Raw genomic sequence first — 22,837 nt, 5'->3', positions numbered from 1 at the left:
GGCCCATGCCGACCGCTTCCGACGACCGCACCCGGGTCGAATCCATTTTCGTCCGTCATCGCAATACCCTGATGGTGCGAGCCAACTTCTGTGACATCTTTACCGATCATTACCTGCACCTCGCGGACCAAAACCTCCGCTACCCGCCGGAACTGGACCACAAGCTGAAGGAGCTCTATGTCGCCCTGACCCTGCATGCCACGGCCCGCCCCTGGTCCGAGGTCCACGCTTGGACGGCCAATCTGCGCGCTCCCCGGGTGAACTTCTTTGCGACCGCCTCCTCCACCCATGAGAATGTGGTCGGCCGCGTCTTCACCGATGATGTCCGCGAACCCCCGCAAAACTTGCTTTATGTGCAAGTGAACGACGGCCAAGGCGGCGAGCCCCGCCGCTCCACGGTGGCGCTGGACAACGAAAACCCCTTCGACTGGCTCACCCATTACTACAGCCAATCCGAGCAACGCCCGGCCCGACTCTTCGAGTTGCCAGACGAAAATTTTGTCCTTCTCGCCGCCCAGCCCGCCTTCGACGAAGAGTGGTTCGAGAGCTTGACCACGGAAAAGGTCGCGGCCTTGGCTGAGGAGGAAGAACTCTCCCCGCTGGAGAACCGCTTCTTTCGCTATCACTGCGGCTGCACCCGCGAGCGCATCATGCCCGCCCTCTCCGTCTGGCAAGACAAGCTCGACGAGCTATTTCAGGGCGAAGACCGCATCACCGTGCAATGTCCCCGCTGTGCCGCCAAGCACACCATCACTCCGGCCGATTTCGCCAGCGATCAATAGCTGCCCGGCCGGGGCTTGGGAGGGTTAGGGAGCGGGCGAAAAGCCAGTATAGAGCGAGGCGATGCCCCCGCTCAAGGGCTTGGCCGTGACTTCCCGCAAGCCGCAGCTTTCGAAAAGTGCCACCATGTCCGGTCCGCTGGGAAACTTCTCGATTGAGCCCGCCAAATACTCAAAAGCCTGCCCTTGCCCGGTCAAAAGGCCGGCGATTTTGGGCAGGACCCGGTCGAGGTAGAAACCATAGGGCTTGGCGAGCGGCCCCTTGGGAAGAGAAAAGTCGAGCACCACCACCCGGCCTCCCTGTGCCACCCGGGCCATCTCCCGCAGTCCACCCGCCCAATCGGCCATATTGCGCAAGCCGAAGGCCACCGTAACGACATCGAAGGCTCCATCCACGAAGGGCAGATCCATGGCATCGGCAACCTGGGTCTCCCCCACGCCACGCCGAGTGGCATGGGCCAGCATTTCAGGGCAAAAATCAGTGGCCACCAGCTCGGCCGCAGGACAAGCCCGCTGCATCTCCAACGCCAAATCTCCCGTGCCGCAAGCGACATCAAGGATGCGTTGCGGCTGCCAGGAAGCCACCTGGCGGGCCACCTTCTTTCGCCACAAAATGTCGGTGCCCGCACTCAGCACGTGATTGGTGACCACATAACGGTCTGCGATTTTGGCAAAAGCCTCGCGCACGTAACTAGCATCCTGTCCCCCAACCCCTGCTTTGTCCCGTCCTTCTGCCATGATCGTGTCTTGTTAAGCGGTTGCGACGGGCTCGGGTAAAATGTCCTGATAAATTCCGGGATCACTTCCCGGCACGGCGATGGCACCACAGGCTTTTTCGTAAAACTCCCGGGGCCCGACGCCTCCGATGAAGCCGTAGGCGTAGCCACAGTCCCGCAGGCCTTCAAGAGCTTTGTAGAGTAGCGCCTTGCCCACCCCTTGCCCGCGGGCGGCCTCGCCCACCCCGGTGGGGCCAAAGAAGGCCTTGCAAGTCGTTTCGTAGCAAGCAAATCCCACAATCTCCCGCTCGCGCGTGGCGATGAAACAGCTCACCGGTTGCCGGGTCAGGGCCACCTCCACCTCACTCACCCACTTGGGCGAAAAGTGCTCACCCACCCACCGGGCCACGAGGTGCTTTTCGTAGACTCCCGGGCGCCGGAGGATGATTCCCGCCTCCGCAACCCGCTGGTAGGTGGTTTCCATTTCCGGCAGGTCGTAGAGCCGGACGAGCATGTCGATCATGGGCAGAGAGTAACCCACCGGACCGCCGCCGCAATGCCAATTCCCGGCACGACTCCCCGTCCGGAGCCGGATCGGAAACCACCTCTTCCCTGGCAAATATGGGTTTTCAATCGCGCAAGCCCCTTCTCAGCCGAAGCAGGCTCATCGCCCCCCTTGGAGAAAACGGCGGAAAAAGTCCACCTCAGAGAAGCCGACATTCCTATCTAGCGCCCTTCCTCCCCGCCAGGGGGCGAACGTCTTTCGGAGTTGCGCACCCGGCGGGCCCACGCTAACTAGCACGCCAATGTCCATCCGCACCCGATTCGCCCCTTCGCCCACCGGCTACCTTCACGTCGGCGGAGCTCGCACCGCTCTCTTCAACTGGCTCTTTGCCCGCAAGCACGGCGGTTCCTTCGTCCTCCGCGTGGAGGATACCGACCAGGCACGCAACACCGAGGAAGCACGCCAGGCCATCTTCGAAGGCATGGCCTGGTTGGGACTGGATTGGGACGAAGGCGAAGGCCAGGGCGGCGACTACGGCCCCTACAATCAGTCCGAGCGCACCGCAATCTACGAAAAACACTTTGAAACCTTGAAAGCAGCCGGACGGGTGTATGAAGACGGGGGAGCCTGGCGCTTCCGCTTCGAGCGCAAACCCGTGGTCATGAACGACCTCGTCTGCGGAGAGGTCACCGTCGACTATTCCCGGCAATACGACGAATCATTGAGCGAAGAAGACAACCGCAGCGCAGGCTACCTGCCCGATCTGGTCATCCGCCGGGCCGATGGCTCCTTCGTCTTCCACTTTGTCAATGTCGTCGATGATCTGGAGATGAAGATCAGTCACGTCATCCGTGGCGAAGACCATCTCATGAATACCCCCAAGCACATCCAGCTCTTCGAGGCTCTGGGGGCGGAACCTCCCCAATTCGCCCACATCCCGCTCATTCTAAATGCGGATGGCTCCAAGATGTCCAAGCGCGACGAGGGAGCCGCAGTGGCCGAATATGCCGCCAAAGGCTTTCTCCCCGCTGCCACCGTGAACTTTCTCGCCCTCCTCGGCTGGTCGCCCAAGAATGACAGCGAAGTCTTCTCCATTGCCGGGCTCATCGAACGCTTCTCCTTGGAAGCGGTCAACCGGGCTCCCGCGAAATACGATGCCAAGAAGTGCCAGTGGCTCAACCAACAACACCTCTTGGCGCTGAGCCCGGAAGCATTCGTCACCGCTGCGGCCCCCTACTGCGAGCCCCTCCCCGACAATTTTTCCGCCGTTGCCGCTTCGGTGCAGGAAAAGGTCTCTCTCCTCACCGAGGTTCCCGAAGCCATCGCCTTCTACAACGATCCCGACTATCCCATCGACTCCGGGCAATTGGCCAAGGTGGCTAAAAACGAACAAGCTCCCGGCCTGCTCACCGCCTTGGCCGACGCCTTCGAGAGCCTCCCCAACTGGGCCCAGGCCAAGGACGCGGTGGGAGAAACCGCAAAAGCCAACGATGCCAAACCAGGTCAACTGATGTTCCCCCTCCGTATCGCCCTCACCGGCAAAGGCGGCGGCCCCGACCTCGCTGTCATTCTCGAAATCCTGGGCCAGGAAGAATGTGTGCGGCGAATTCGTCGCACAGTCGCACTTTTCAATTGAGCCCAAAATCGGATTGGCTCATGGCCTGCTTGACGCAAGCAAAATTCCCTCATCATGAACCAGTCCGATACCTTGACCCTGCTCACCGAAAAAGTCATCACCCTCCGCGAAGAAGAGGTCTTCCTCGATTCCGATCTCGCCAAAATGTTGGGCACCACCACATCCAACCTCTTGCAAATCGTCAAAAAGAACAAGAGCCGCTTTCCCGACCCCTTCTGCTTCTCTGCGAAGAAGAAGGAAGTGGCCCACTTGATCGAAAGCGGCCACTTGACGAAGAAAAAAGCCGCCAGCCGGAGCAAAGCCCCCCTCCTCTTCACGGAATCCGGAGCTTACATGGCAGCCTTCCTCCTCAAAACTGAAGCCGCCGAAAAGCTCTCCGTCAACGTGCTGGGCACCTTTCTCGCCAAGGAAAAGGCAGCCTGACCGCGAAAAAGAAGCAACTTTGGTCGTGAACTTCCGCGCCGGGTCGAGTGAAATCGGCCCATGCGCGAATTGAAAGATGGGATCCGCTCCAAGGTTAAACTCGACTTCCAAGGTCGGGTCCACAAATGGTTCCGGGGCACCGATGCCGACAAACGGTATGAGAACGAAATATTTGTGCTCAAGACCTTGGAGGAACGCGGCTGCCCCTACGTTCCCCAAGTGCTGGAAGAACATCCCGAAGAGCTCTACTTCGTGTCCACCAACTGCGGAGCCCCGGCCGACGGCATTTCCAAAACCAAAGCGGATGCCCTCTTCCATGAGCTGGAGCACGAATACGGCGTGCGCCACGACGACCCCGAGCCCCGCAACGTCACCTACAACAACCGGCAAGGTCGCTTCAACCTCATTGACTTCGAGCTCGCCACCGTCCTGAGCGAGGAAGAAATGGCCGCCGAAGAGGACCATGGCTTCAGCGGCGTGGTGCGCGCCGTGTGGGCCGCCGCCTCCCGGCAGGGAAAAACCCACAAAGCCAACGACGACTACTGGCTGGCCCTGCAAATCCATCCCGATGGCACCACCAACGCCACCGAAGACGGCGAACTCCTCCTCGACCCCGAACACCTCGTGCTAGCGGTCTCCGACGGCATGGGAGGCAATGCGGCCGGTGAACTCGCCTCCCGCCTCGTCATCAACTGGATCCGCAAGCACGCCTCCCAGCTCTACGCCACCGCGCAAGACGACGAACTCATGGGCAAGCGACTGCGATCCCTCATCGACGATGCCCATGCCGGCATCAACGAAATCGCCAATCAGGACCAAGAACACCTCAAAGGCATGGGCGCGACGCTATCCCTCGTCTACCTCGCCCCGGGCAAGCTCCACTACGCCCACATCGGCGACTCCCGCATCTACCTCCACGAGCCCGAAAGCCGCCAGCCCCCCCGCGCCCTCACCAACGACCACACCTACGCCTGGCGCGACTGGAAAGCGGGCAAAATCACCGAGATCAAGTACCGCATGCACCCACGCCGCTCCGTCCTCTACGACGTCATGGGGGCCAACCATGCCAAGATCCATCCCGATATCGGCAGCCTCAATCTCAGCCTCCCCGCCCGTCTGCTCCTCTGCACCGACGGCATCTCCGACGGCTTTTGGGAAAAGCACTTCACCGCCGCCCTTGAGTCCGACAAAGAAGCCCGCGAGCTACGCGATGAGGTGCTCGAAAAAGCCTACCGTCTCGCGGGAAAAGACGATACCACCCTCATCGTAGCGGACATAGACAACCCCCATGCCTGAAGCCCTCCCGCCGTGAACAGGGTTTTGCAAGTCCATCATTGACCCCGGCCCTGCAAAACGCTTTTCTCTCCGGCGGCAGATTAAGTTGGCACGGATGCTGCTTTTCTCCACCCGAATCCCAAGCAACACGAGGGACTCTCAAAAGAACCAAAAGAACAAATGGCAAAATACAAACTCGAATACGTTTGGCTCGACGGCTCCACTCCCGCCCAAGAACTCCGCAGCAAATTCCAGATGAAGGAGTTCGCCTCCGAGCCCACTCTGGAAGACATTCCGGAATGGGGCTTTGATGGTTCCTCGACTGGACAAGCGGAAGGTGGAGACTCGGACTGCGTGCTCAAGCCCGTCGCTCTTTTCCCCGATCCGACCCGCGAGAACAGCTTCCTCATCATGACTGAGGTGATGCTTCCCGACGGCACCCCGCACCCCACCAACACCCGCTCCGACATCATTGACGACGAGACCGCCTGGTTCGGCTTCGAACAGGAATACTTCCTCCTCCAAGACGGACGCCCTCTCGGCTTCCCCCGCAACGGTTACCCCGAGCCCCAAGGGCCTTACTACTGCGGTGTCGGTCACAAGGCCGTTGGCTCCATCGGTCGTCGCATCGTGGAAGAGCACCTCGACCTCTGCCTCGAAGCCGGCATCAACCACGAAGGCGTCAATGCCGAAGTGGCTTCCGGTCAGTGGGAATTCCAAATCTTCGGCAAAGGCTCCCGCAAAGCAGCCGACCAAATCTGGATGGCTCGCTACCTCCTCATGCGCCACTGCGAACAGTATGGCGTCGACGTGGACTTCCGCTGCAAGCCCATTAAGGGCGACTGGAACGGCTCCGGCATGCACGCCAACTTCTCCACCGAGCGTCTCCGCACCGAGGGTGGCAAGGAATACTTTGAGCGCCTCATGGAAGCCTTCGACCGCAACAAGGAAGAGCACATCGCCGTCTACGGCCCCGACAACGAGCAACGCCTCACCGGCCTCCACGAGACCCAGTCCATCGACAAGTTCTCTTGGGGGGTGGCTGACCGTGGAGCTTCCATCCGCGTGCCCCACAGCTTTGTCAAGAACGGCTGGAAGGGCTACCTCGAGGACCGTCGCCCTAACTCCCAGGGTGACCCCTACGCCATCGCGGCCCGCATCCTCCACACCATCGCCGAGGTGGAGTAAGCCTCTTTTTGCCTGATTCCTTCTTTCGGAAAACCCGGAGTCGCCAGACTCCGGGTTTTTTTTTGCTTCCGAAATACTACTTGGTCCGACTCTGCCAAAGATCGCAAAAGGCTGGTCCCAGATGGCGGGCGACCTCGGAGGGGGTGAGCGAGAGGGCTCTCTCTCTCCGGCAGAGGGCGAGTTCGGCGGCCCGGCCACAGAGCCAGGCCCCCGCCCGAGCCGCGACAAGGGGCTCCCGTCCTCCCGCGAGCAAGGCCCCCAGCACCCCGGACAGGGTGTCCCCCTGCCCCCCGGTGGCCATGCCGGGGTGACCGGTGGTGTTGTAGAAAACATCCGCGTCCGGCCGGGTAACCACTGTGCGCGACCCCTTGAGCAGAACCGTGGCCCCCGTTTTCTCAGCCAAGGCTGAGGCTCGTTCCGCACGGGTTCCCTCTCCAGACCACAGCCGCTTCATTTCTCCCGGGTGCGGAGTGAGAAGATAATTGGCCCCCAGTTCCTCATGCCAACCCTTGGCCGCAACAAGATTGAGGGCATCGGCATCGAGCACCGTGGGACGCCGATTGGTGACCAGAAAATTCTGCAGCGATTGCGCTACCTCCTCTCCCTGCCCAAGCCCGGGCCCAATGACCAGGGCATCGCCAGGGATATCGCCCCAGTCACGCGGACGGGGACGGATCATCACTTCCGGGTCCACCAAGGGCAAGAGGGTCGGGAGAGCCTCCTTCTCCACCCAGAGAGTGATGAGCCCGGCCCCCGCTCGCAAGGCTCCCTGCGCACAAAGAACGGCCGCCCCCCAGGTGCCCGGCCCGCCCGCAAGGAGACTGACTCGCCCCGCTTGCCCTTTATGAAAATCGAAGGAACGCGGCGGGAAATGGGGCCGCAAGGACTCGGGGGTGATGAGGCCGTCCCCCCTCTCCGGCAGCGCCAATTCCTCCACCGGGATCAGATGGAGGCGTCCGACGAAATGCGAGGCCCCATCGGCGACGAGCCCCCGCTTGGGAATCCCGACCGTCAGGGTGTGATCGGCGATGACTTCTCCCCCCTCCCCCGTATCGCCATCCAGCCCCGAAGGAATGTCCATCGCGATCGTCAGGGCTCCGCTGCTGCGCCGGAGTTCGTTCATTTCCCGGGCCAGGCAGGCGATCGGCCCGCGCAAGGCCCCCTTCGCGCCGATTCCCACCAGGCCATCCAAGAGGAGGAGGGGACCATCGCGCAGAGAGGGAGCTTCGCTGGTTACTCCCAGCTCTTCTTTTTTCTGTCGGGTCAATTTTGACAATTGATCGCTAGCAAAGGGAGAGCGTAGCTCCACTTGCCAACCTTGGCTCCGCAAATGGCGCGCCACCACCAGGGCATCGCCGGCATTATGCCCTTTGCCCATATAGACGACCACCCGCCCAGGCTGGGAAAACTCCCGCAGGAGCACCCGGGCCATGCGAAAAGCCACCTTTTCCATGAGCCCTTCCGCCGTCGCCCCAGTGGCAAATGCCTCTTCCTCCACTCTCTTCATCTCGCCACAAGTGATCATGAAGCGAAATTAGCAAAATGCTGACAGGGGAAAAGAAATTGCGCGCGTTTCCCCCTTGCGAAAGTTGTCAATTCGGCGCTAGTTTGGCCGCACCAATTCATGACTGCACTCACGCAATCCGCTTACGCCCTCTGGGATTCTTCGATTGGCAAAAAGACGGTGGTTGCCGTCACCGGCCTCATCTTCATCGGCTTCTTGGTCGGTCACCTCACTGGAAACCTTCTCATCTTCGCGGGAGAAAAGAGCTTCAATGACTACGCCCACTGGTTGCACCATCTCGGCCATGGCGCAGTGGTCTGGATCGCCCGTTTTGTGCTCTTGGGCTCCCTCATTCTCCACGTGGTGGCCACCATTTCCCTCACCCGGCAGAACCGGGCCGCGCGCCAGGCCTACGCTCATGAGGAAACCATCCAGGCCAGCAAGTCCTCTCGCATCATGATTTGGTCCGGACTGACCGTCCTCTCTTTCATCATTTTCCACATTCTGCACTACACCGTGCGCGTGGATGCCGAGCTCGCCCGCGTCGGGGCAGTCAGCCCTTACGAGATGGTCATTCTAGGCTTCCAGAATTGGTTCGTGGTTCTCTTTTACATCGTTTCCATGGTCCTCCTCTGCTCGCACCTCAGCCACGGCTTCTCCTCCGCCTTCCAAACTCTCGGCTTCCGTTCCAAGAAAACCCGCGACCTCCTCGATATTCTCGGCAAAGCCTATTCGATCCTCATTCTCGTCGGCTTCCTTTCCATTCCCATCGCCATCCGGATCTTTGGTTACGGCGCCTAACCCTTCACCTTTTTTACTACCTTTCCATTCATGAGCACTCTCGACAGCAAGATTCCGGACGGTCCCCTCTCTGAAAAGTGGACCAAGCACAAGATGGACTCCAAGCTCATCAATCCGGCCAACAAGCGCAAATACTCCATCATCGTAGTGGGCTCCGGCCTCGCGGGTGGTTCCGCCGCCGCCACTCTCTCCGAGCTGGGTTATCAGGTGAAGTGCTTCTGCTACCAGGACTCCCCCCGCCGCGCCCACTCCATCGCGGCCCAGGGCGGGATCAATGCGGCCAAGAACTACCGCAACGACGGTGATTCCATCCGCCGCCTCTTCTACGACACCCTCAAAGGGGGCGACTTCCGCTCCCGCGAGGCCAATGTCTACCGCCTCGCCGAAGTCTCGGGCAACATCATCGACCAATGCACCGCCCAGGGAGTGCCCTTCGCCCGTGAATACGGTGGCCTCCTCGACAACCGCTCTTTCGGGGGAGCTCAGGTCTCGCGAACTTTCTACGCTCGCGGCCAGACCGGACAGCAGCTCCTCATCGGCTGTTACCAAGCTCTTGAAAAAGAGGTGGCCAAGGGCGGCGTGGAAATGTTCAACCGCCACGAAATGCTGGAGCTGGTCCTCGTCGACGGTCACGCCAAGGGCGTCATCATGCGCGACATGAAGACCGGTGAAATCAGCCGTCATTCCGCCGACGCCGTCATCCTCGCCACCGGAGGCTACGGTAACGTCTTCTACCTCTCCACCAATGCCATGGGCTGCAACGTGATGGCAGCGTGGAAGGCCCACAAGAAGGGGGCCTACTTTGCCAACCCCTGCTACACCCAGATTCACCCCACCTGCATTCCGGTGAGCGGTGATTACCAGTCCAAGCTCACCCTCATGTCGGAATCTCTCCGCAATGACGGCCGCATCTGGGTGCCCAAATCCAAGGAAGACGCGGAAGCCATTCGCAAAGGCGAAAAGGTCGCCTCCGACATTCCGGACGAAGACCGCGACTACTACCTGGAGCGGAAATACCCCAGCTTCGGCAACCTCGCCCCCCGCGACATTTCCTCCCGCTCCGCGAAAGAGGTCTGCGACGAAGGCCGGGGAGTGGCCAAGACCGGCCTCGGAGTCTTCCTCGACTTCCGCGATGCCATCGAGCGTCTCGGCGAGGACGCCATCCGCGCCCGCTACGGCAACCTCTTCCAGATGTATGAAAAGATCACCGGCGAAAACCCCTATCAGCAGCCGATGATGATTTACCCCGCCGTCCACTACACCATGGGCGGGCTTTGGGTGGACTACAACCTGATGTCCAATGTGCCCGGCCTGCACGTGTTGGGCGAAGCCAACTTCTCCGACCACGGGGCCAACCGCCTCGGCGCCTCCGCCCTCATGCAGGGTCTCGCCGATGGTTACTTCGTCATTCCCACCACCATCGCCAACTACCTGGCAGGTGAAAAGCCCGGCACCATCGCCACCGACCACGCCGCCTTTGACGAAGCCGAAAAATCGGTCAAGGAGCGCATCGATACCCTCATGAACATCAAAGGAGAGCGTTCGGTGGACTCCTATCACCGCGAGCTCGGCCTCCTCGTTTGGGACAAGTGTGGCATGGCCCGCACCAAAGAGGGCCTCACCGAGGCTTTAGGTGAAATCAACCGCATCCGGGAGGATTTCTGGAAAAACGTGCGCGTGCCCGGTCGTGCGGACGGAATGAATGCGGAACTGGAAAAAGCCGGCCGTGTCGCCGACTTCCTCGAATTCGCCTACACCCTTTGCTACGATGCCCTTCAGCGCGAGGAAAGCTGCGGGGGGCACTTCCGCAGCGAGCACCAGTTCACCGAAGAAGACGAAGAAGTGAAAAAAGGCCTCCTCGGGCCGGGCGAAGCCAAGCGCTACGATGATAAATTCGCCTACGTCGCCGCTTGGGAATTCACCGGTGTCGGCCAGGACCCCAAACTCAATCGCGAGGACCTCGAATTTGACGAAATCAAACCCAGCGTGCGAAGCTACGTGTAAGAATGTCCTCCATGAGCCATGTCGTCGATATTCCTGAAATCCTCACTCACGCCCGAGCGTTGTCCTGGCGGGAAGACGACATGATTCCGTCCTCATTTTTGCAGGAAGTGGAGGCCTTCCTCTCTCTTCTGGAAGGCAAGGAGGTCGATTACCTCCTTGTCGGAGGTTTGGCCCTTCTCCAATACACCGCAGGGCGGAATACCGAAGACATCGATCTGATCCTCGCCAAAAGCCAAATTGCCAAAATCCCCGGATACCAAGTGACCGATGGGAATGAGATGTTCGCCACCGGAAAGCTGGGTCAACTCCGAATTGATATTCTCAGAGCCGAACAACCTCTCTTCGCCCACATTCAAGCCGAGGAATCCTGCCAACGTGACTTCGCCGGTCACCGCTTGAGATGCGCGACACCGGATGGCCTCGTCGCCCTCAAGCTCTTTGCCCTGCCCTCACTGTATCGTCAGGGTCAAATTACACGGGCCGCCATCTACGAATCGGACCTCGCCGCCTTGCTTTACTCCAACGAAATTGACCTCCCCAAGGTTCTTTCCCTCCTTTCCAATCACCTTTCTTCATCTGATCTCAAAGAGGTCACCCAAATCACTGTCGAAATCGAAGAACGTCGCAACCGCTTTCAATAATCCAATCTCATGAACCTCACTCTCAAAGTCTGGCGCCAGGAAAGCCCCGATGCCCAGGGCCATATCGAAACTTACGAAGCGAAAGACATCCCGTCTTCGGCCTCCTTTCTGGAGATGCTCGACATTGTCAATGAAGGCCTGATCAACAAAGGAGAGGAACCCATCCACTTCGATCACGATTGTCGCGAAGGCATCTGCGGGATGTGCTCCCTGACCATCAATGGTGTTCCCCACTCCAATGAGCGAGCCATCACGACCTGTCAACTGCACATGCGGCACTTCTCGGATGGCGAGACCATTTGGATCGAGCCCTTCCGCGCCAATGCTTTCCCGGTGGTCAAGGACCTCGTCACCGACCGTTCGTCCTTTGACAAAATCGTGGCCGCAGGCGGCTTCATCGACGTGCGGACCGGTTCCGCTCCGGATGCCAACTCGGTGCCCATTCCCAAGCCCGTTGCGGATGACGCCTTCTCCGCCGCCGCCTGCATTGGCTGTGGCGCTTGTGTGGCCGCTTGTAAAAACGCTTCCGCCATGCTCTTCGTCGCCGCCAAGGCCGCTCACCTCAATTCCCTGCCCCAGGGCAAGCCCGAGAAGGACAAGCGCACCCTAGCCATGGTGCGCGCCATGGATGCGGAAGGCTTTGGCAACTGCACCAACCAATACGAGTGCGAAGCCGCTTGCCCCAAGGAAATCTCGGCCGACAACATTGCGAAGCTCAACCGCGACTACTTGGCCGCCGCCGCTAAAGAGGCTTTGCTCTGACGCGCTTTTCGCATAAGCGGCCCCCGCGAGAAATCGATGCGCTCTTCCAAGGAAGCCGTCCGCTGCATGCGCACGGCTTCCTCATGCACCCACTGAAAACGATTGCGCAAACCTTCTCCGTTGGCCAACTGAATGGCTAGACCCGGACGGGCATTAATCTCGATGATCATGGGGCCCAACTCCTTGCCAATCATGATGTCGGCTCCCAGGTAGCCGAGATGGGTCATCTCATAGCAAAGACCGGCCAATTTCAAAACCGTGTCCCAATCGGGAATCTGCTGCCCGATTAAAGGAGATTCCAGATCGGGATGAATCTCAATCGGATGGCCGTGGCACACCGCATGGTGGGTAATGCCTGTTTCCAAATCGATCCCGATTCCGATAGCTCCTTGGTGCAAATTGGCGCGCCCGTCGGATTCCTTGGTCGCCACCCGCAGCATGGCCATCACCGGGTAACCGTGCAGCATGACCACCCGGACGTCGGGAGCCCCCCGATAGCTCATCGCCATCACCTCATCGGCACAAGAGATGTATTGCTCCACCATCGCCACATCCCGCTGACCGCCGAGACTGAATAGCCCTCCCAAAATATTGGCGGTATGGAAGCGGATTTCTTCCAAGGTCAGAGAGGTGCCACTGCCCTTTAGATAAGCGTCACCCGAGCGCCCTTGAATGACGAGCACGCCCTTGCCGCCACTGCCCCGCGCGGGTTTGATCACAAAGGCCTCCTTGTCCTGCAGCATCGCTCCCAATTTCCGCAAGTCGCCGGGACTCTCGATGGTGCCATAGAGATCGGGCACCGGGATATCCATGCCCTGCGCCAAGCGCTTGGACATCACCTTGTCATCCACCGAAGGATAGTATTTACGGGAATTGTTAGGCAATAGATAGCGGCCATTGCGGGCATTGATCCCCACCACCCCCAGGGTCGAGAGCTCGCCCGGGGTCAGGAACCAGCGGTGCCACCATTTGCTTTTCATATTTTGGCGAAACTTTTGAAGCGCATCAATTCAGACAGGCGGTAACCCGTGTAGCGCCCGATCAGTAAAATCCCGGCCAGCAGGATAAGGAGCAATTCCGGAAAATACTGGGCCCAGTAATCGACGACGCGAATGCGCATGACCAGATAGGCCAAGACGGCAGAGGCCAGGCTACCCCCCGCCTGCTTGAGGGCTTCCCCGGGTCCTTCCTCGTCCCAGAGCATGGACATCCGCTCAATGGTCCAGGCCAGCACCACCATGGGAAAGACCGTGACCTCCAGACCCACGGTGAGTCCCAACCGCCAGCTCAGGAGACCGAAGACAATCATCAGCAAGCTGACCACCACCACACAAGCGGCCACCCGAGGGACGACGAGGAGATTCAGGCGACTAAGGAAGAAACGGAAAAAGAGTCCGGCCGCGAGAAGAGCCGAAAACATCAATAGCGCGGGTCCGAGGGGAATCTCCAGAAAGCTCAAGGCCAGCAGCACCGGCATGAAGGTCCCCAGCATATTGAAGCCAACGATATTGCGCAGGAAAACGATGATGAACGCTCCCACCGGAATGAGGGCAATGTAGCGGAACACCCGTCGCTCCTTCACTGGCAAAGCCGCGATGGAACCAATCCACATCGGGCCATCCTTGAGAGCATCGAGCGCACTCAAGGGCGCCAGATTCTTGATGGAAGTAAAAAAGACCTGGCTTTGACTACCCCCGCGAACATCAAGGAGAGAGTCCCCCCGGGACCAGACAATGAGTTCGCCCGGTTCCCGGCTGGTGACCACCTCCATGGACTCCCAGTTGCGACCGTCATGAAACTCGATCATGGGAATAGGCCGCTGCGAACCCAGATCCTCATTGAGAACCACCCCCCAGGCATTGCGAAAGGGAATGCCTTCCAGCGAAAGGAAATCCTGCAAGAGGCTGATCTCCCACCCGCTCCCGATGCGGGCCTCATAGCTGCGGCGCAAAAATCCTGCCTCCTGGCTGAGACTTTGCCCGAAAAGGCGCTCGCGCAGCTGGCTGACGAAAGTTTCCGCGTTAGCGGAGCGCTCCCGGCATTCCTTGCGCAGGGTCTCGCGGGCCAGGCGCTCCGATTCGCTCCCCCCGACCGCAGCTGGCTCCACTACGGGAGCCGGACCGCTGATTTGGTTGAGACCACGCAGCTTGTCCTCCGCGAGCGAAATCTGGTAATAGAGTCGCTGCGGTCCAGAACGACTCCGCGCGCTCCAGATCCCGCGTCGTCCCTGTCCCGGCTCCCGGCGCTCCTGATACCCGTAGCCCAGCGAGGCGACCTCTTGCCGCACCTCACTGCTTTCCTGCAAGGGAGGCAGTCCCAAGGCCACTTCCACTTCGTTGCCATTGGCCTCGAAGCTCACCGTGGCCTCGACCGTCCAAGAGGTTTGCTTTTGACCCGGCAGCAATGGGACGCCCAGACTCCGGTGCTTGTGAATGGCCAAACCCAATCCCAGCACACAGAAGACCAGCACCAAGCCCCACAAGAGGGCGCTTTTTCGTTTCATAAATCGTTTCTCAACAGCCGCTCACTTATAGAGCTTTTTGGGAGCGAGGTCCACCCGGCCACAGTCGACAAAACCAAGATGTCGCAAAGCATTGCGCCCAAGGAGAACCGGGCAGGTCATGCCGGAACGGTCATTGAGCGTGAACTCATCCCGCAATTTACGGTCTCCTACCTGGAAGTTCAGCTCGACCACGTAGCGGCGCTCCATGGTGCCATCGGTATTCTTCACCCGCGCCACCCGTTGCACGGGAGCTTTGATGAGAACAGACTTGGCGTCTTTGTCGCGATGCTCACCCAGGGTGAACTGCACCCAGCGGCGACCATCGCGCTCGAACTCCTCAATATTCTCGGCATGCAGGGACGAGGTGCGCGCACCACTGTCCAGCTTGGCCCGCATCTTGTCTGCCACCGAGCCCACCTGCACCCATTCTTTCCAACCAAGGATTTGGCGCACTTCACTGGGATCGACTTCATTGGCTTTGTCGCGCTCTTCCTCCGCAGCCTCGGCCGCTTTTTCACTTTCGCTCGTCTCCACCACCTCGCCAGCACCCTCTTCCGCGCTTTCGGCTCCCTCTTGCGCTTCGACTTCTCCCAACTGGGCGGCAGCCTTTTCAGCCAAGCGGGCCGCTTCTTCCGCCGCGACCTTGGCCTCTTCGGCCGCTTCCTCCGCCTGCTCGGCAGCCTCTTCCGCCTCGGCAACCGCCTCCTCGCGGGGAGACTTTTCCTCTGGCCCCGGTTCTTGGGACTGGCCAAAGGCGGGATGAATTGCTAGCAAAATGCCCCAGGAGAGCATGACCGCTGTTTTTTGAAATCCTATCATTGCGTGCGCTGTATCTGACTCTTTCACCACAGAATGCAACACAGAAGACAAAACTTCCAATACTTTGGTCACTGGAAATCACTTTCCCCTCTTTTTCTGACGCTTGCATTCGGGGCTTGCCAGTCGCTGCCGACTGAACGCCCGGTCCGGGAGGTCTCCCTCGACCTGCGATCGGCCTACGCCGCCGCCCAAGCTGACAACAATGGCGAGGTCGCCACCGGCTGGTTGCGCAGCCTGAATGATGCGACCTTGACCCGAATTGTGGAGCAAGCCTTGGCCAACAATCCCAACTTGCAAGCGACGGCCACGCGACTGAAGTCAGCGCGCGAAGGCACCATCATCGGGCGGGCCAATCGCTTGCCCAGCGTGGATGGCTCGGGCCGAACGATACTTTCCCGCCAGGATGGCGATAGTAGCGATTCCTTTGGTCTCTCGCTGGATGCCTCCTGGGAGCCCGATGTCTGGGGACGTTTACGCGACCTGGAAACAGTGGCCCTCGCCAATTACGAAGCCACCGTCGCCGATTTTCGCTCCGCCCGCCTCTCTCTGGCCGTCAATACCGCCCAAAGCTGGTGCAACCTCATCACGGCCGAAAAGCAATTGACCCTCGCGCGCGAAACCCTCGCCTCTTTCCAGAAAAATTACCAAATCATCCAGCGGGGCTACAAGCTGGGCACCCTCCGTCCCCTCGATGACGCCTTTGGCCGCAGCAACATCGCCTCGGCCGAGCGCTCGCTCAAGGCGCGTCAACTGGATCGCGACGAAGCAGCCCGCTCGCTGCAGCTGCTCTTGGGAACCTATCCCGATGCCGCTCTCACCACCCAGGCCGACCTGCCCGAAATCCCTGCCGTGAGGGCGGGCCTCCCCTCCGAGCTCCTCGCCCGCCGTCCGGATCTCACCGCGAGACGTTGGCAGATTCTAGCCAGTGCCAGTCAAGCGGACGCCAGTCGCAAGAACCTCTTGCCCAATTTCCGCCTCACCACAGGGACGGGCTCCAGCTCTCCGGAACTGATGCAACTCCTCGATGCCAGCCGCCTGGCCTCCTCACTGGCCGCCAGCATCGCGCAAAATTTCTACTCGGGCGGCGAACTGTCAGCCCGGGCCCGGCAAGCCCTCGCCGACAACGAAAATCAAATCCACCTCTACCAGCGGGATGTCTTACAAGCCCTCCGGGAAGTGGAGTCATCCCTCGCCACCGACGAATCCCTCGCCCGGCAGGAAGAATCCCTCCTGACCGAGGTCGGCAATACCGCCTTGGCCGAAAAATGGGCCGAGAGCGACTTTGTCGAGGGACTCGACGTCGGCAATCGACCCAGCATTCTGGAAGTTCTCGAGGCCCAGCGCCGGGCGCTCAATGCCCGGGCCAGCCTGATCTCCCTCCGCAACCAACGCTTGCAGAACCATCTCGATCTCCTGCTGGCGTTGGGCGGAAGCATCTGACCTAGAAGCTCATTGGCCCTCCAACGGTCAAGGCCTTGGACGGAGCGGAGCCAAAGAGCTGGGCCACAAAGGCGCGCCCCTTGGCATCAAAGGAGACCCCAATGCCGGTATTAGTCCACTTCATTTCCATATTACGCCGATGGTTGGGAGAGCGAAGCCACCCATCGACCATCTTCCGGGCAAGATCCAGATCTTGTCCCATGTCGTAACTGGCGATCACGTTTTCGCTCAGCGTCTCCATACGATACTTTTTATAGGCCAGGGTGCGGCGGGCTTCAAAGCCGTAGTGGGTGATGAGCTCCCCTTGCAACGAAAAGGAACCCGCATTACTACGCATGTAGTCAGAGTGCTTCTTAGCCATCAGGTTGAGGCCACGGTGCATATTGAGTTCACGTAGCCCTTTGCTACGGCGATGTTCGTTGACCACATCCATGATCTCGAGGGCTAGTTTCTCTTCCGCGTTATAGGACACCGAAGAACTCTTAACGGATTTTCTGACAGCCAGTTCAGGGGATGAGCAACTCACAAGAAGAGCGACGGCAGGGAGTGCGAGATAGCTCGCGAATCGGGTAATCGTTTTCATAATTGGGACTATGCTGGACGCAAACTCCTAGCGATGACGTAGTTCCAACGCCAGTCCCCTAATTTACAAAAACAAACGATCTTCCTAGTAGTTCAGGAGAATTTTGTTTTCCATTTTTTTAAAATTCTCCTAAATTGACCTTTTTTATCATCGAAAAATCAATCATTTACAGGCAATAGCCTTCAAAGCGAGTTCTAACAGACCGACGGAAAAACGAAGAACATTCAAACAAATGTTCCACGGGGACGGGTGATTTTTAGGAAGAAAAATGAAATGTTTGGCCACCTTCCTCGCCAACAGGGTCTTGGAACCGTCAGTTTAACGGTTTGTCTCAACTTGAACGGGTGCCGACTTTTCAGGAACTCTGTCGTTGCAAGAAGAGGTCGATGCCATCGGTGAGCGCGATCCAGCTGGCCTCAATGATGGAATCGGAAACCCCCACCGTGCCCCAGGAGCGTTCCCCGTCGGACTGGACGATCAGGACCCGGGTTTTGGCAGCGGTGGCCTCTTCCCCGTCAATGATGCGCACTTTGTAGTCGATGAGCCGAATATCGGCGATGGCTGGATAAAAAGGAGCCAGGGCCTTGCGAAGGGCCTTATCAAGGGCATTGACCACGCCATGTCCCTCGGCCACGCAGAAGGCAGGTTCGCCATCGACGAGGAGCTTGACCACCCCCTCACAGACCGGGGCATGACCGTCGCGGTATTGACGGAAGGCGCAGTGATATTCGCTCAGGGACCACTTCTTGTGGTAGCGACCGAGTTCCCGCCGAATGAGAAGCTCGAGCGATCCTCCCGCCGACTCGTAAGAATAGCCATCTTTCTCCAGCTCTTTGACCCGGCTCAAAACGGCTTTGGCTTCCGTGCTCCCCTTTTCCAGCGGGAGACCCAGTTCTTCCGCTTTCAGCAAAATGTTGGACTGCCCGCTGAGCTCACTGACAAGGATGATCTGCTCGTTGCCCACTGACTCGGGGCGGATGTGCTCGTAAGAATGAGCCACCTTTTGCACCGCATTGACGTGCATTCCCCCTTTGTGAGAGAACGCGGTGCGACCGATGAAGGGCGCGCGCGGGAAGTGGGGATTGTTCGAGAGGTCGTCGACAAAAAAGGACAACGTCTTCAACTGGGAAAGGTCGGGCACAACCTCAATTCCCTTCTTGAGTTCCAAAATGGGCATCACCGAGGTGAGGTTGCAGTTCCCGGTGCGTTCACCGTAACCATTGATGGTTCCCTGCACCTGCACCGCTCCCGCCTCCACCGCCGCAATGGCATTGGCTACGGCCAACTCGCAATCATTGTGCGTATGGATGCCCATCGCGACCTCGGGGAGCCGGCTTTTCACCGCCTGGCAAATCTCCTTCACCTCCATGGGCAAGGTGCCTCCATTGGTGTCGCAGAGCACCAGGACGTCGGCCCCGCCCTCCGCCGCCGCTTCCAAGGTCTGCAAGGCATATTCGGGATCGTCCTTGTAACCATCGAAAAAGTGCTCCGCATCGTAGACCACCTCACGCCCGGCCTCCTTCAAATAACGCACGGAATCACGAATCATGGCCCGGTTTTCCTCCAAGCTGGTGCGAATGACCTCCGTAACGTGCAGGGACCAGGTTTTACCAAAAATGGTCACCACCGGAGTCTCAGCATCGAGAAGGAGCTGAATTTGCGGATCCTCTTCCACTGCCAAATCAGCCCGCCGGGTGGAGCCAAAGGCCGCCACCTTGGCCTGCTTCAGCTTCAGCTTCCGCACCTCGGTAAAAAACTCCACATCCTTGGGATTGGAGCCCGGCCAACCACCTTCAATGTAATCCACCCCAAAGGCATCCAGCCGTTCTGCCAAACGGAGTTTATCGAGACCAGAAAGGGAAAAACCCTCGCCCTGGGTGCCGTCGCGAAGGGTGGTGTCGTAAATAGTGACTGCTTTGCTCATGGATGAATGCCGTTGAAAGGGAGGCGGACGCTACCGAGTGCCGGGCCATTGCGCAACCCGGGAATGAAGCAAATCCCGTTCCGAGACGCTTGCCCTTCCGTCCTCTTGCCGCCGCAAATAAACTGCCCTTCGACTCCATCCTACCATGCGGCAAAGCGAACACTCCTCGCACTAGCTCGGCACAGGGAAGAGGGAACCCGCCAATGCCCGCTCAAGATGGCAGCATTAGCGCACTACCTATTTACATGAAATCCCCGAAAATACTACTTCACTCATATAAACTATTTTAGAATTTTCTTGCGTGGCCCAACACAATAATTATTCTGCTGTCCGGAATTTCATTTTTATGCGCACTCCTCAATTCATCGCCTGCTGTGGGTTCCTTTTCGGAACCCTGCCTTCTTTCGCTCAGAATATCTATGACTGGACCATGTCCGACGAAGGGGACGAATGGGGCCATCAAGACCCTCCTGGGGACCCTTTCGTGTCGTCAGTAGCCACCGAGGGCGGGACATACACCCGGGCTGCCGATCTCATCTACACGGGACCCTCATTGGGAGACGACCGGGGAGTGAGTGGAACCTTCAATGGGATCTCTTATGGCCCTTACGATGGCACTGCGGGTTACACGAGATATGATCGGCAGCGAGGGGTCTACACCCGAACTGACCCGAATGCGATTTTCGACCTCTCGCCCGTAGGCTCCAAGGCCACCATTCGCACGGCTTACCTTGACACCATTTCCTCCTTGGGCTCGACCACACCTCTTGGACACATTCTCCAATTCGGCCTCTCGAACAATGCCAACACCATCGGTTCTGCCGGTAACCAAGCGCTCTTCGTGGCTATGGACATGGTCTCCATCGAGGAGCGGGGAGAAGGTGCTGACCCCGCCTATTTTACCTATGATCTGAATCTTTACGATACTTTCGGAGGACGTGCGGATAATGCCCCCCTTGATCAGACGTGGAACTGGACAGCATTGGCTTCCTTTGGAGGTGCATCGGATAGTTTGACAAGCGAATTTCTTGATGATGACGGGGGAACCGGAAACGCACACGCCTTCGAGCTGACCTTCACCAACATTGGTAATGACCAACTCCGTCTTCAACTTGGAGTGGCAGAGCTTTTACTATCCGGGCGCCGTGCGGAGGATTCCCTCATTTCGTCTGACATCCTATTTCAAGGAGAGATGCTCATTGATCTGACGGATACCCAACTCGATTTGACCTCCCTTCGCCCCGCCTTTGGATTCAATTTCAACCAAGGAAGCGGCTCCAATGATTACGGCTCGGAGCTCGTACTCGACTGGGAAGAAGCCTATCCCACCGGCTTTTCCATCATTCCCGAGCCCTCGGTGGTGTTGCTCGGCCTCATTTCGATGGGTGGATTGACTCTCCGCCGTCGTCGCTAGTCTTCCCCCGCCCCTTTTCCCGGTAACCGAAGAGCTGCTCCAGCTCTTCGGTTTTTTTCTATCCACCAGAAGGGGAAAGCGATTTAACTCCCTGCCATGAGGACCGCGTCCACTTCTCTCCCGGGCCATACGGGCCGCCCCATTCTTCCCGTAGCGATGGCGGCCGGGCTCCTCGTCCTCTTGAGCGCCCTCTTCTACTCCCCGCTCGCGAGTTTTGACTTCATCAGCTACGATGACCCGAACTATGTGACGGAGAATCCGCGCATCAATTCCGGTCTCAGCACGGAAAATCTCGCCTGGGCCGCAAGCTCCGCGGGCGAGACCAATCTCTGGCACCCGCTCACCTTCGCCAGCCACATGCTCGATGTCAGCCTCTTCGGGGTGGAAAATGCGGGGGCGCATCATTTGGTCAATCTCGCCTGGCATGCCGTGGCCGCCGCCGCTCTCCTCCTGCTGCTACATCGCCTCACCGGGCGGCTCTGGTTGGCACTCTTACTGGCGGCTTTCTGGGCCCTGCATCCCGCGCGCTTGCAGAGTGTGGCGTGGATTAGCGAGCGCAAGGACGTTCTCAGCGGCGCTTTTTTTCTCCTCACCTGGTTGATTTGGGAGCAGATGCGCGGTCGCCCGCGTCAGGGACTCTGGACCCTCGTCCTCACCCTTTCGTTCACCGCCGCCTGCCTGTCCAAGCCCAGCGTGGTTCCCTTGCCGCTGGTGCTTCTCGTGGCAGAATTTTTCCGGGAAAAGAAGCTCTCCCGCCTGCGTTTCGGGCAACTGCTCCCGCTCTTCGGCCTCTCGGCTCTCACCGCGGCACTGGCCATCTATTTCCAGCAGACCGGCAGTCTCTCGGCAGGCATGGAGCAGATGATGCCGCTCTCCCGTCGCCTGATGCTGCTGCCGGTCTCCTTCTGGTGGTATCTGGAGCAATTCCTCTGGCCCCTGCCCGGCCACTTCTGGAACTACCCGCCGCCTGGCACCTTGCGCGACTGGCTCGTCCCGCTGCCCGCCCTCCTCATCCTACTCGTCGCCCTGTGGTTTCTAAGAAGGCAAAAACTGGTGCTCCTGGGAATGGCCACCCTCGTTCTGCTCTGGCTCCCGCACAGCGGCATCGTGGGGGTCAGCTTCTACTTCGTCGCCGACCGCTACTCCTATCTCATCCACCTCGGCCCCTTGCTGGTGGTAGTGGGGTTCTGGATTCATCTGGAAAAAAGACCCGCCCTCCAGCGTGGCCTCACCGCCCTTAGCCTGCTCGCGACCTTGGCACTGGCGGGAGTGACCTGGCAGCGACTGCCGCTGTGGAAAAACTCGCAGACGCTCTTCGCTCACGAGCAACGCATCAACCCCCGCAGCCTCCTCGCGCCTCTCCACCTCGGGCTTTACCAGCGCAAAAACGACCAGCCCGAGAAAGCCCTGCAGTCCTTCCAGCGCGCCCTCGAAGTCGACCCGAATTCCGGAGCCGCCGCCACCGAGGCGGGGCGCACCCTACTGCAACTGGCCCGCCCGGAAGACGCCCTGCGCTACCTCCGCCAAGCCCAGCGCGCTCCCTTGTTGCACCGGCCAGATGCCTTTCTCATGGAAGCCGAATGGCTGGGGAAAACGGGCAAAGTCGCCGAGGCTGAGCAAGCTCTGCACGCTGGCATGGAGCGTTTTCCGCGCGACCCCCGCTTGCCCTTCACCCTCGGCACGCTCTTTCACTCCCTGCAGCGCCAGCCCGCCCGGGCCATCCCCTGGTATGAAAAATCGCTCGCCCTCCAGCCCGACCAGCCGGACCAAGCCGAGGTCCTCGTCGCCCTCGTGGTCGCGCACTTGGAAACCGGCCAGCCTGGCGAGGCCCAGGGCTACGCCAAAATGTTAGCCCGTGTCGCCCCCTGGCACCCAGCTCTGCCACAATTCGCCCCTCATTTCCCCTAAACATCCTGGAAA

The 22,837-nt window shown here is 59.4% G+C and carries 20 protein-coding genes; 12 read left to right on the top strand and 8 right to left on the bottom strand.

Annotation, left to right across the window (positions count from 1 at the left end; all coding sequences use genetic code 11):
- Nucleotides 1-5: 5 nt before the first annotated feature.
- Complete coding sequence (locus JIN78_RS05345; protein WP_200390914.1) at nt 6-782, top strand: Hsp33 family molecular chaperone HslO; 777 nt, start codon at nt 6-8, stop codon at nt 780-782.
- A gap of 24 nt (nt 783-806) precedes the next feature.
- Here JIN78_RS05345 and JIN78_RS05340 read toward each other — a convergent pair whose 3' ends face one another.
- Nucleotides 807-1,517 carry a ubiquinone/menaquinone biosynthesis methyltransferase gene (locus JIN78_RS05340; protein ID WP_200390913.1) on the bottom strand — a complete coding sequence of 237 codons (711 nt, stop codon included), beginning with the start codon at nt 1,515-1,517 and terminating at the stop codon, nt 807-809.
- 12 nt (nt 1,518-1,529) lie between these two features.
- On the bottom strand, nt 1,530-2,018 hold the full coding sequence (locus tag JIN78_RS05335; RefSeq protein ID WP_200390912.1) for a GNAT family N-acetyltransferase: 489 nt from the start codon (nt 2,016-2,018) through the stop codon (nt 1,530-1,532).
- A gap of 283 nt (nt 2,019-2,301) precedes the next feature.
- On the opposite strand from JIN78_RS05335, the gene JIN78_RS05330 reads away from it, so the two are divergent.
- The 4 genes from JIN78_RS05330 to JIN78_RS05315 all read left to right on the top strand — a co-directional run bounded on the left by JIN78_RS05330 (nt 2,302) and on the right by JIN78_RS05315 (nt 6,522).
- Nucleotides 2,302-3,636 carry a glutamate--tRNA ligase gene (locus JIN78_RS05330; protein ID WP_200390911.1) on the top strand — a complete coding sequence of 445 codons (1,335 nt, stop codon included), beginning with the start codon at nt 2,302-2,304 and terminating at the stop codon, nt 3,634-3,636.
- Between the two features lie 54 nt (nt 3,637-3,690).
- Nucleotides 3,691-4,059: an ORF6N domain-containing protein gene (locus tag JIN78_RS05325; RefSeq protein WP_200390910.1), complete on the top strand. Its 369-nt coding sequence runs from the start codon at nt 3,691-3,693 to the stop codon at nt 4,057-4,059.
- A 60-nt stretch (nt 4,060-4,119) separates the two neighbouring features.
- The gene (locus JIN78_RS05320; protein WP_200390909.1) at nt 4,120-5,355 is read left to right on the top strand and encodes a protein phosphatase 2C domain-containing protein; all 1,236 of its coding nucleotides are present in this window, start codon (nt 4,120-4,122) and stop codon (nt 5,353-5,355) included.
- Nucleotides 5,356-5,514: 159 nt separating this feature from the next.
- Entirely contained in the window at nt 5,515-6,522 is a 1,008-nt protein-coding gene (locus tag JIN78_RS05315) for a glutamine synthetase beta-grasp domain-containing protein (protein WP_200390908.1), read from the top strand.
- Nucleotides 6,523-6,598: 76 nt separating this feature from the next.
- Here the strand turns inward: JIN78_RS05315 and JIN78_RS05310 are convergent, their stop codons facing one another.
- Entirely contained in the window at nt 6,599-8,047 is a 1,449-nt protein-coding gene (locus tag JIN78_RS05310; RefSeq protein WP_200390907.1) for an NAD(P)H-hydrate dehydratase, read from the bottom strand.
- A gap of 99 nt (nt 8,048-8,146) precedes the next feature.
- On the opposite strand from JIN78_RS05310, the gene JIN78_RS05305 reads away from it, so the two are divergent.
- From JIN78_RS05305 to JIN78_RS05290, 4 genes are read left to right on the top strand one after another with little or no spacing between them, the layout of a single operon-like run.
- Nucleotides 8,147-8,827: a succinate dehydrogenase cytochrome b subunit gene (locus tag JIN78_RS05305; protein ID WP_200390906.1), complete on the top strand. Its 681-nt coding sequence runs from the start codon at nt 8,147-8,149 to the stop codon at nt 8,825-8,827.
- 30 nt (nt 8,828-8,857) lie between these two features.
- Nucleotides 8,858-10,831 (top strand): fumarate reductase/succinate dehydrogenase flavoprotein subunit, encoded by a 1,974-nt coding sequence (locus JIN78_RS05300; protein WP_200390905.1) that lies wholly within the window; start codon nt 8,858-8,860, stop codon nt 10,829-10,831.
- 2 nt (nt 10,832-10,833) lie between these two features.
- Complete coding sequence (locus tag JIN78_RS05295) at nt 10,834-11,472, top strand: hypothetical protein (protein ID WP_200390904.1); 639 nt, start codon at nt 10,834-10,836, stop codon at nt 11,470-11,472.
- Between the two features lie 9 nt (nt 11,473-11,481).
- A complete protein-coding gene (locus tag JIN78_RS05290; protein ID WP_200390903.1) occupies nt 11,482-12,234 on the top strand; it encodes a succinate dehydrogenase/fumarate reductase iron-sulfur subunit in 753 nt (250 codons plus the stop codon).
- On the opposite strand, the gene JIN78_RS05285 is transcribed toward JIN78_RS05290, so the two are convergent.
- Genes JIN78_RS05285 through JIN78_RS05275 form a run of 3 tightly spaced genes read right to left on the bottom strand, consistent with a single transcriptional unit; the run spans nt 12,198 to nt 15,556 of the window.
- The gene (locus JIN78_RS05285; protein WP_200390902.1) at nt 12,198-13,214 is read right to left on the bottom strand and encodes an alpha-L-glutamate ligase-like protein; all 1,017 of its coding nucleotides are present in this window, start codon (nt 13,212-13,214) and stop codon (nt 12,198-12,200) included. The genes JIN78_RS05290 and JIN78_RS05285 overlap by 37 nt on opposite strands.
- A complete protein-coding gene (locus JIN78_RS05280) occupies nt 13,211-14,737 on the bottom strand; it encodes a UUP1 family membrane protein (RefSeq protein ID WP_200390901.1) in 1,527 nt (508 codons plus the stop codon). The genes JIN78_RS05285 and JIN78_RS05280 overlap by 4 nt, the downstream gene beginning before the upstream one ends.
- Before the next feature lie 21 nt (nt 14,738-14,758).
- Nucleotides 14,759-15,556 carry an ATP-dependent zinc protease family protein gene (locus tag JIN78_RS05275; RefSeq protein ID WP_200390900.1) on the bottom strand — a complete coding sequence of 266 codons (798 nt, stop codon included), beginning with the start codon at nt 15,554-15,556 and terminating at the stop codon, nt 14,759-14,761.
- 33 nt (nt 15,557-15,589) lie between these two features.
- Here JIN78_RS05275 and JIN78_RS05270 point away from each other — a divergent pair, with 33 nt between their 5' ends.
- Nucleotides 15,590-16,996 carry an efflux transporter outer membrane subunit gene (locus JIN78_RS05270; protein ID WP_200390899.1) on the top strand — a complete coding sequence of 469 codons (1,407 nt, stop codon included), beginning with the start codon at nt 15,590-15,592 and terminating at the stop codon, nt 16,994-16,996.
- A 1-nt stretch (nt 16,997) separates the two neighbouring features.
- Here the strand turns inward: JIN78_RS05270 and JIN78_RS05265 are convergent, their stop codons facing one another.
- Nucleotides 16,998-17,468, bottom strand: coding sequence for a CAP domain-containing protein (locus JIN78_RS05265; protein ID WP_200390898.1), 471 nt, complete (start codon nt 17,466-17,468; stop codon nt 16,998-17,000).
- 466 nt (nt 17,469-17,934) lie between these two features.
- On the bottom strand, nt 17,935-19,503 hold the full coding sequence (cimA, locus tag JIN78_RS05260; RefSeq protein WP_200390897.1) for a citramalate synthase: 1,569 nt from the start codon (nt 19,501-19,503) through the stop codon (nt 17,935-17,937).
- 430 nt (nt 19,504-19,933) lie between these two features.
- On the opposite strand from cimA, the gene JIN78_RS05255 reads away from it, so the two are divergent.
- Nucleotides 19,934-20,917 carry a hypothetical protein gene (locus JIN78_RS05255; protein ID WP_200390896.1) on the top strand — a complete coding sequence of 328 codons (984 nt, stop codon included), beginning with the start codon at nt 19,934-19,936 and terminating at the stop codon, nt 20,915-20,917.
- Nucleotides 20,918-21,013: 96 nt separating this feature from the next.
- Nucleotides 21,014-22,825, top strand: coding sequence for a tetratricopeptide repeat protein (locus JIN78_RS05250; RefSeq protein WP_200390895.1), 1,812 nt, complete (start codon nt 21,014-21,016; stop codon nt 22,823-22,825).
- The last annotated feature ends 12 nt before the right edge of the window (nt 22,826-22,837 follow it).

This window comes from Roseibacillus ishigakijimensis, from assembly GCF_016595415.1.
Taxonomy (GTDB): Bacteria; Verrucomicrobiota; Verrucomicrobiia; order Verrucomicrobiales; family Akkermansiaceae; genus Roseibacillus; species Roseibacillus ishigakijimensis.
The sequence above is the reverse complement of the archived record's forward strand: the minus strand, read 5'-3'. Positions and strand labels throughout refer to the sequence as shown.

What these genes read in the sequence shown, in the direction of transcription:
- JIN78_RS05280 (WP_200390901.1), bottom strand. Translation starts at nt 14,737, where the DNA reads ATGAAACGAAAAAGCGCCCTCTTGTGGGGCTTGGTGCTGGTCTTCTGT.
- JIN78_RS05250 (WP_200390895.1), top strand. Translation starts at nt 21,014, where the DNA reads ATGAGGACCGCGTCCACTTCTCTCCCGGGCCATACGGGCCGCCCCATT.
- JIN78_RS05290 (WP_200390903.1), top strand. Translation starts at nt 11,482, where the DNA reads ATGAACCTCACTCTCAAAGTCTGGCGCCAGGAAAGCCCCGATGCCCAG.
- JIN78_RS05340 (WP_200390913.1), bottom strand. Translation starts at nt 1,517, where the DNA reads ATGGCAGAAGGACGGGACAAAGCAGGGGTTGGGGGACAGGATGCTAGT.
- JIN78_RS05330 (WP_200390911.1), top strand. Translation starts at nt 2,302, where the DNA reads ATGTCCATCCGCACCCGATTCGCCCCTTCGCCCACCGGCTACCTTCAC.
- JIN78_RS05335 (WP_200390912.1), bottom strand. Translation starts at nt 2,018, where the DNA reads ATGATCGACATGCTCGTCCGGCTCTACGACCTGCCGGAAATGGAAACC.
- JIN78_RS05310 (WP_200390907.1), bottom strand. Translation starts at nt 8,047, where the DNA reads ATGATCACTTGTGGCGAGATGAAGAGAGTGGAGGAAGAGGCATTTGCC.
- JIN78_RS05325 (WP_200390910.1), top strand. Translation starts at nt 3,691, where the DNA reads ATGAACCAGTCCGATACCTTGACCCTGCTCACCGAAAAAGTCATCACC.
- cimA (WP_200390897.1), bottom strand. Translation starts at nt 19,503, where the DNA reads ATGAGCAAAGCAGTCACTATTTACGACACCACCCTTCGCGACGGCACC.
- JIN78_RS05300 (WP_200390905.1), top strand. Translation starts at nt 8,858, where the DNA reads ATGAGCACTCTCGACAGCAAGATTCCGGACGGTCCCCTCTCTGAAAAG.
- JIN78_RS05255 (WP_200390896.1), top strand. Translation starts at nt 19,934, where the DNA reads ATGTCCGACGAAGGGGACGAATGGGGCCATCAAGACCCTCCTGGGGAC.
- JIN78_RS05320 (WP_200390909.1), top strand. Translation starts at nt 4,120, where the DNA reads ATGCGCGAATTGAAAGATGGGATCCGCTCCAAGGTTAAACTCGACTTC.
- JIN78_RS05275 (WP_200390900.1), bottom strand. Translation starts at nt 15,556, where the DNA reads ATGATAGGATTTCAAAAAACAGCGGTCATGCTCTCCTGGGGCATTTTG.
- JIN78_RS05295 (WP_200390904.1), top strand. Translation starts at nt 10,834, where the DNA reads ATGTCCTCCATGAGCCATGTCGTCGATATTCCTGAAATCCTCACTCAC.
- JIN78_RS05305 (WP_200390906.1), top strand. Translation starts at nt 8,147, where the DNA reads ATGACTGCACTCACGCAATCCGCTTACGCCCTCTGGGATTCTTCGATT.
- JIN78_RS05285 (WP_200390902.1), bottom strand. Translation starts at nt 13,214, where the DNA reads ATGAAAAGCAAATGGTGGCACCGCTGGTTCCTGACCCCGGGCGAGCTC.
- JIN78_RS05270 (WP_200390899.1), top strand. Translation starts at nt 15,590, where the DNA reads ATGCAACACAGAAGACAAAACTTCCAATACTTTGGTCACTGGAAATCA.
- JIN78_RS05315 (WP_200390908.1), top strand. Translation starts at nt 5,515, where the DNA reads ATGGCAAAATACAAACTCGAATACGTTTGGCTCGACGGCTCCACTCCC.
- JIN78_RS05345 (WP_200390914.1), top strand. Translation starts at nt 6, where the DNA reads ATGCCGACCGCTTCCGACGACCGCACCCGGGTCGAATCCATTTTCGTC.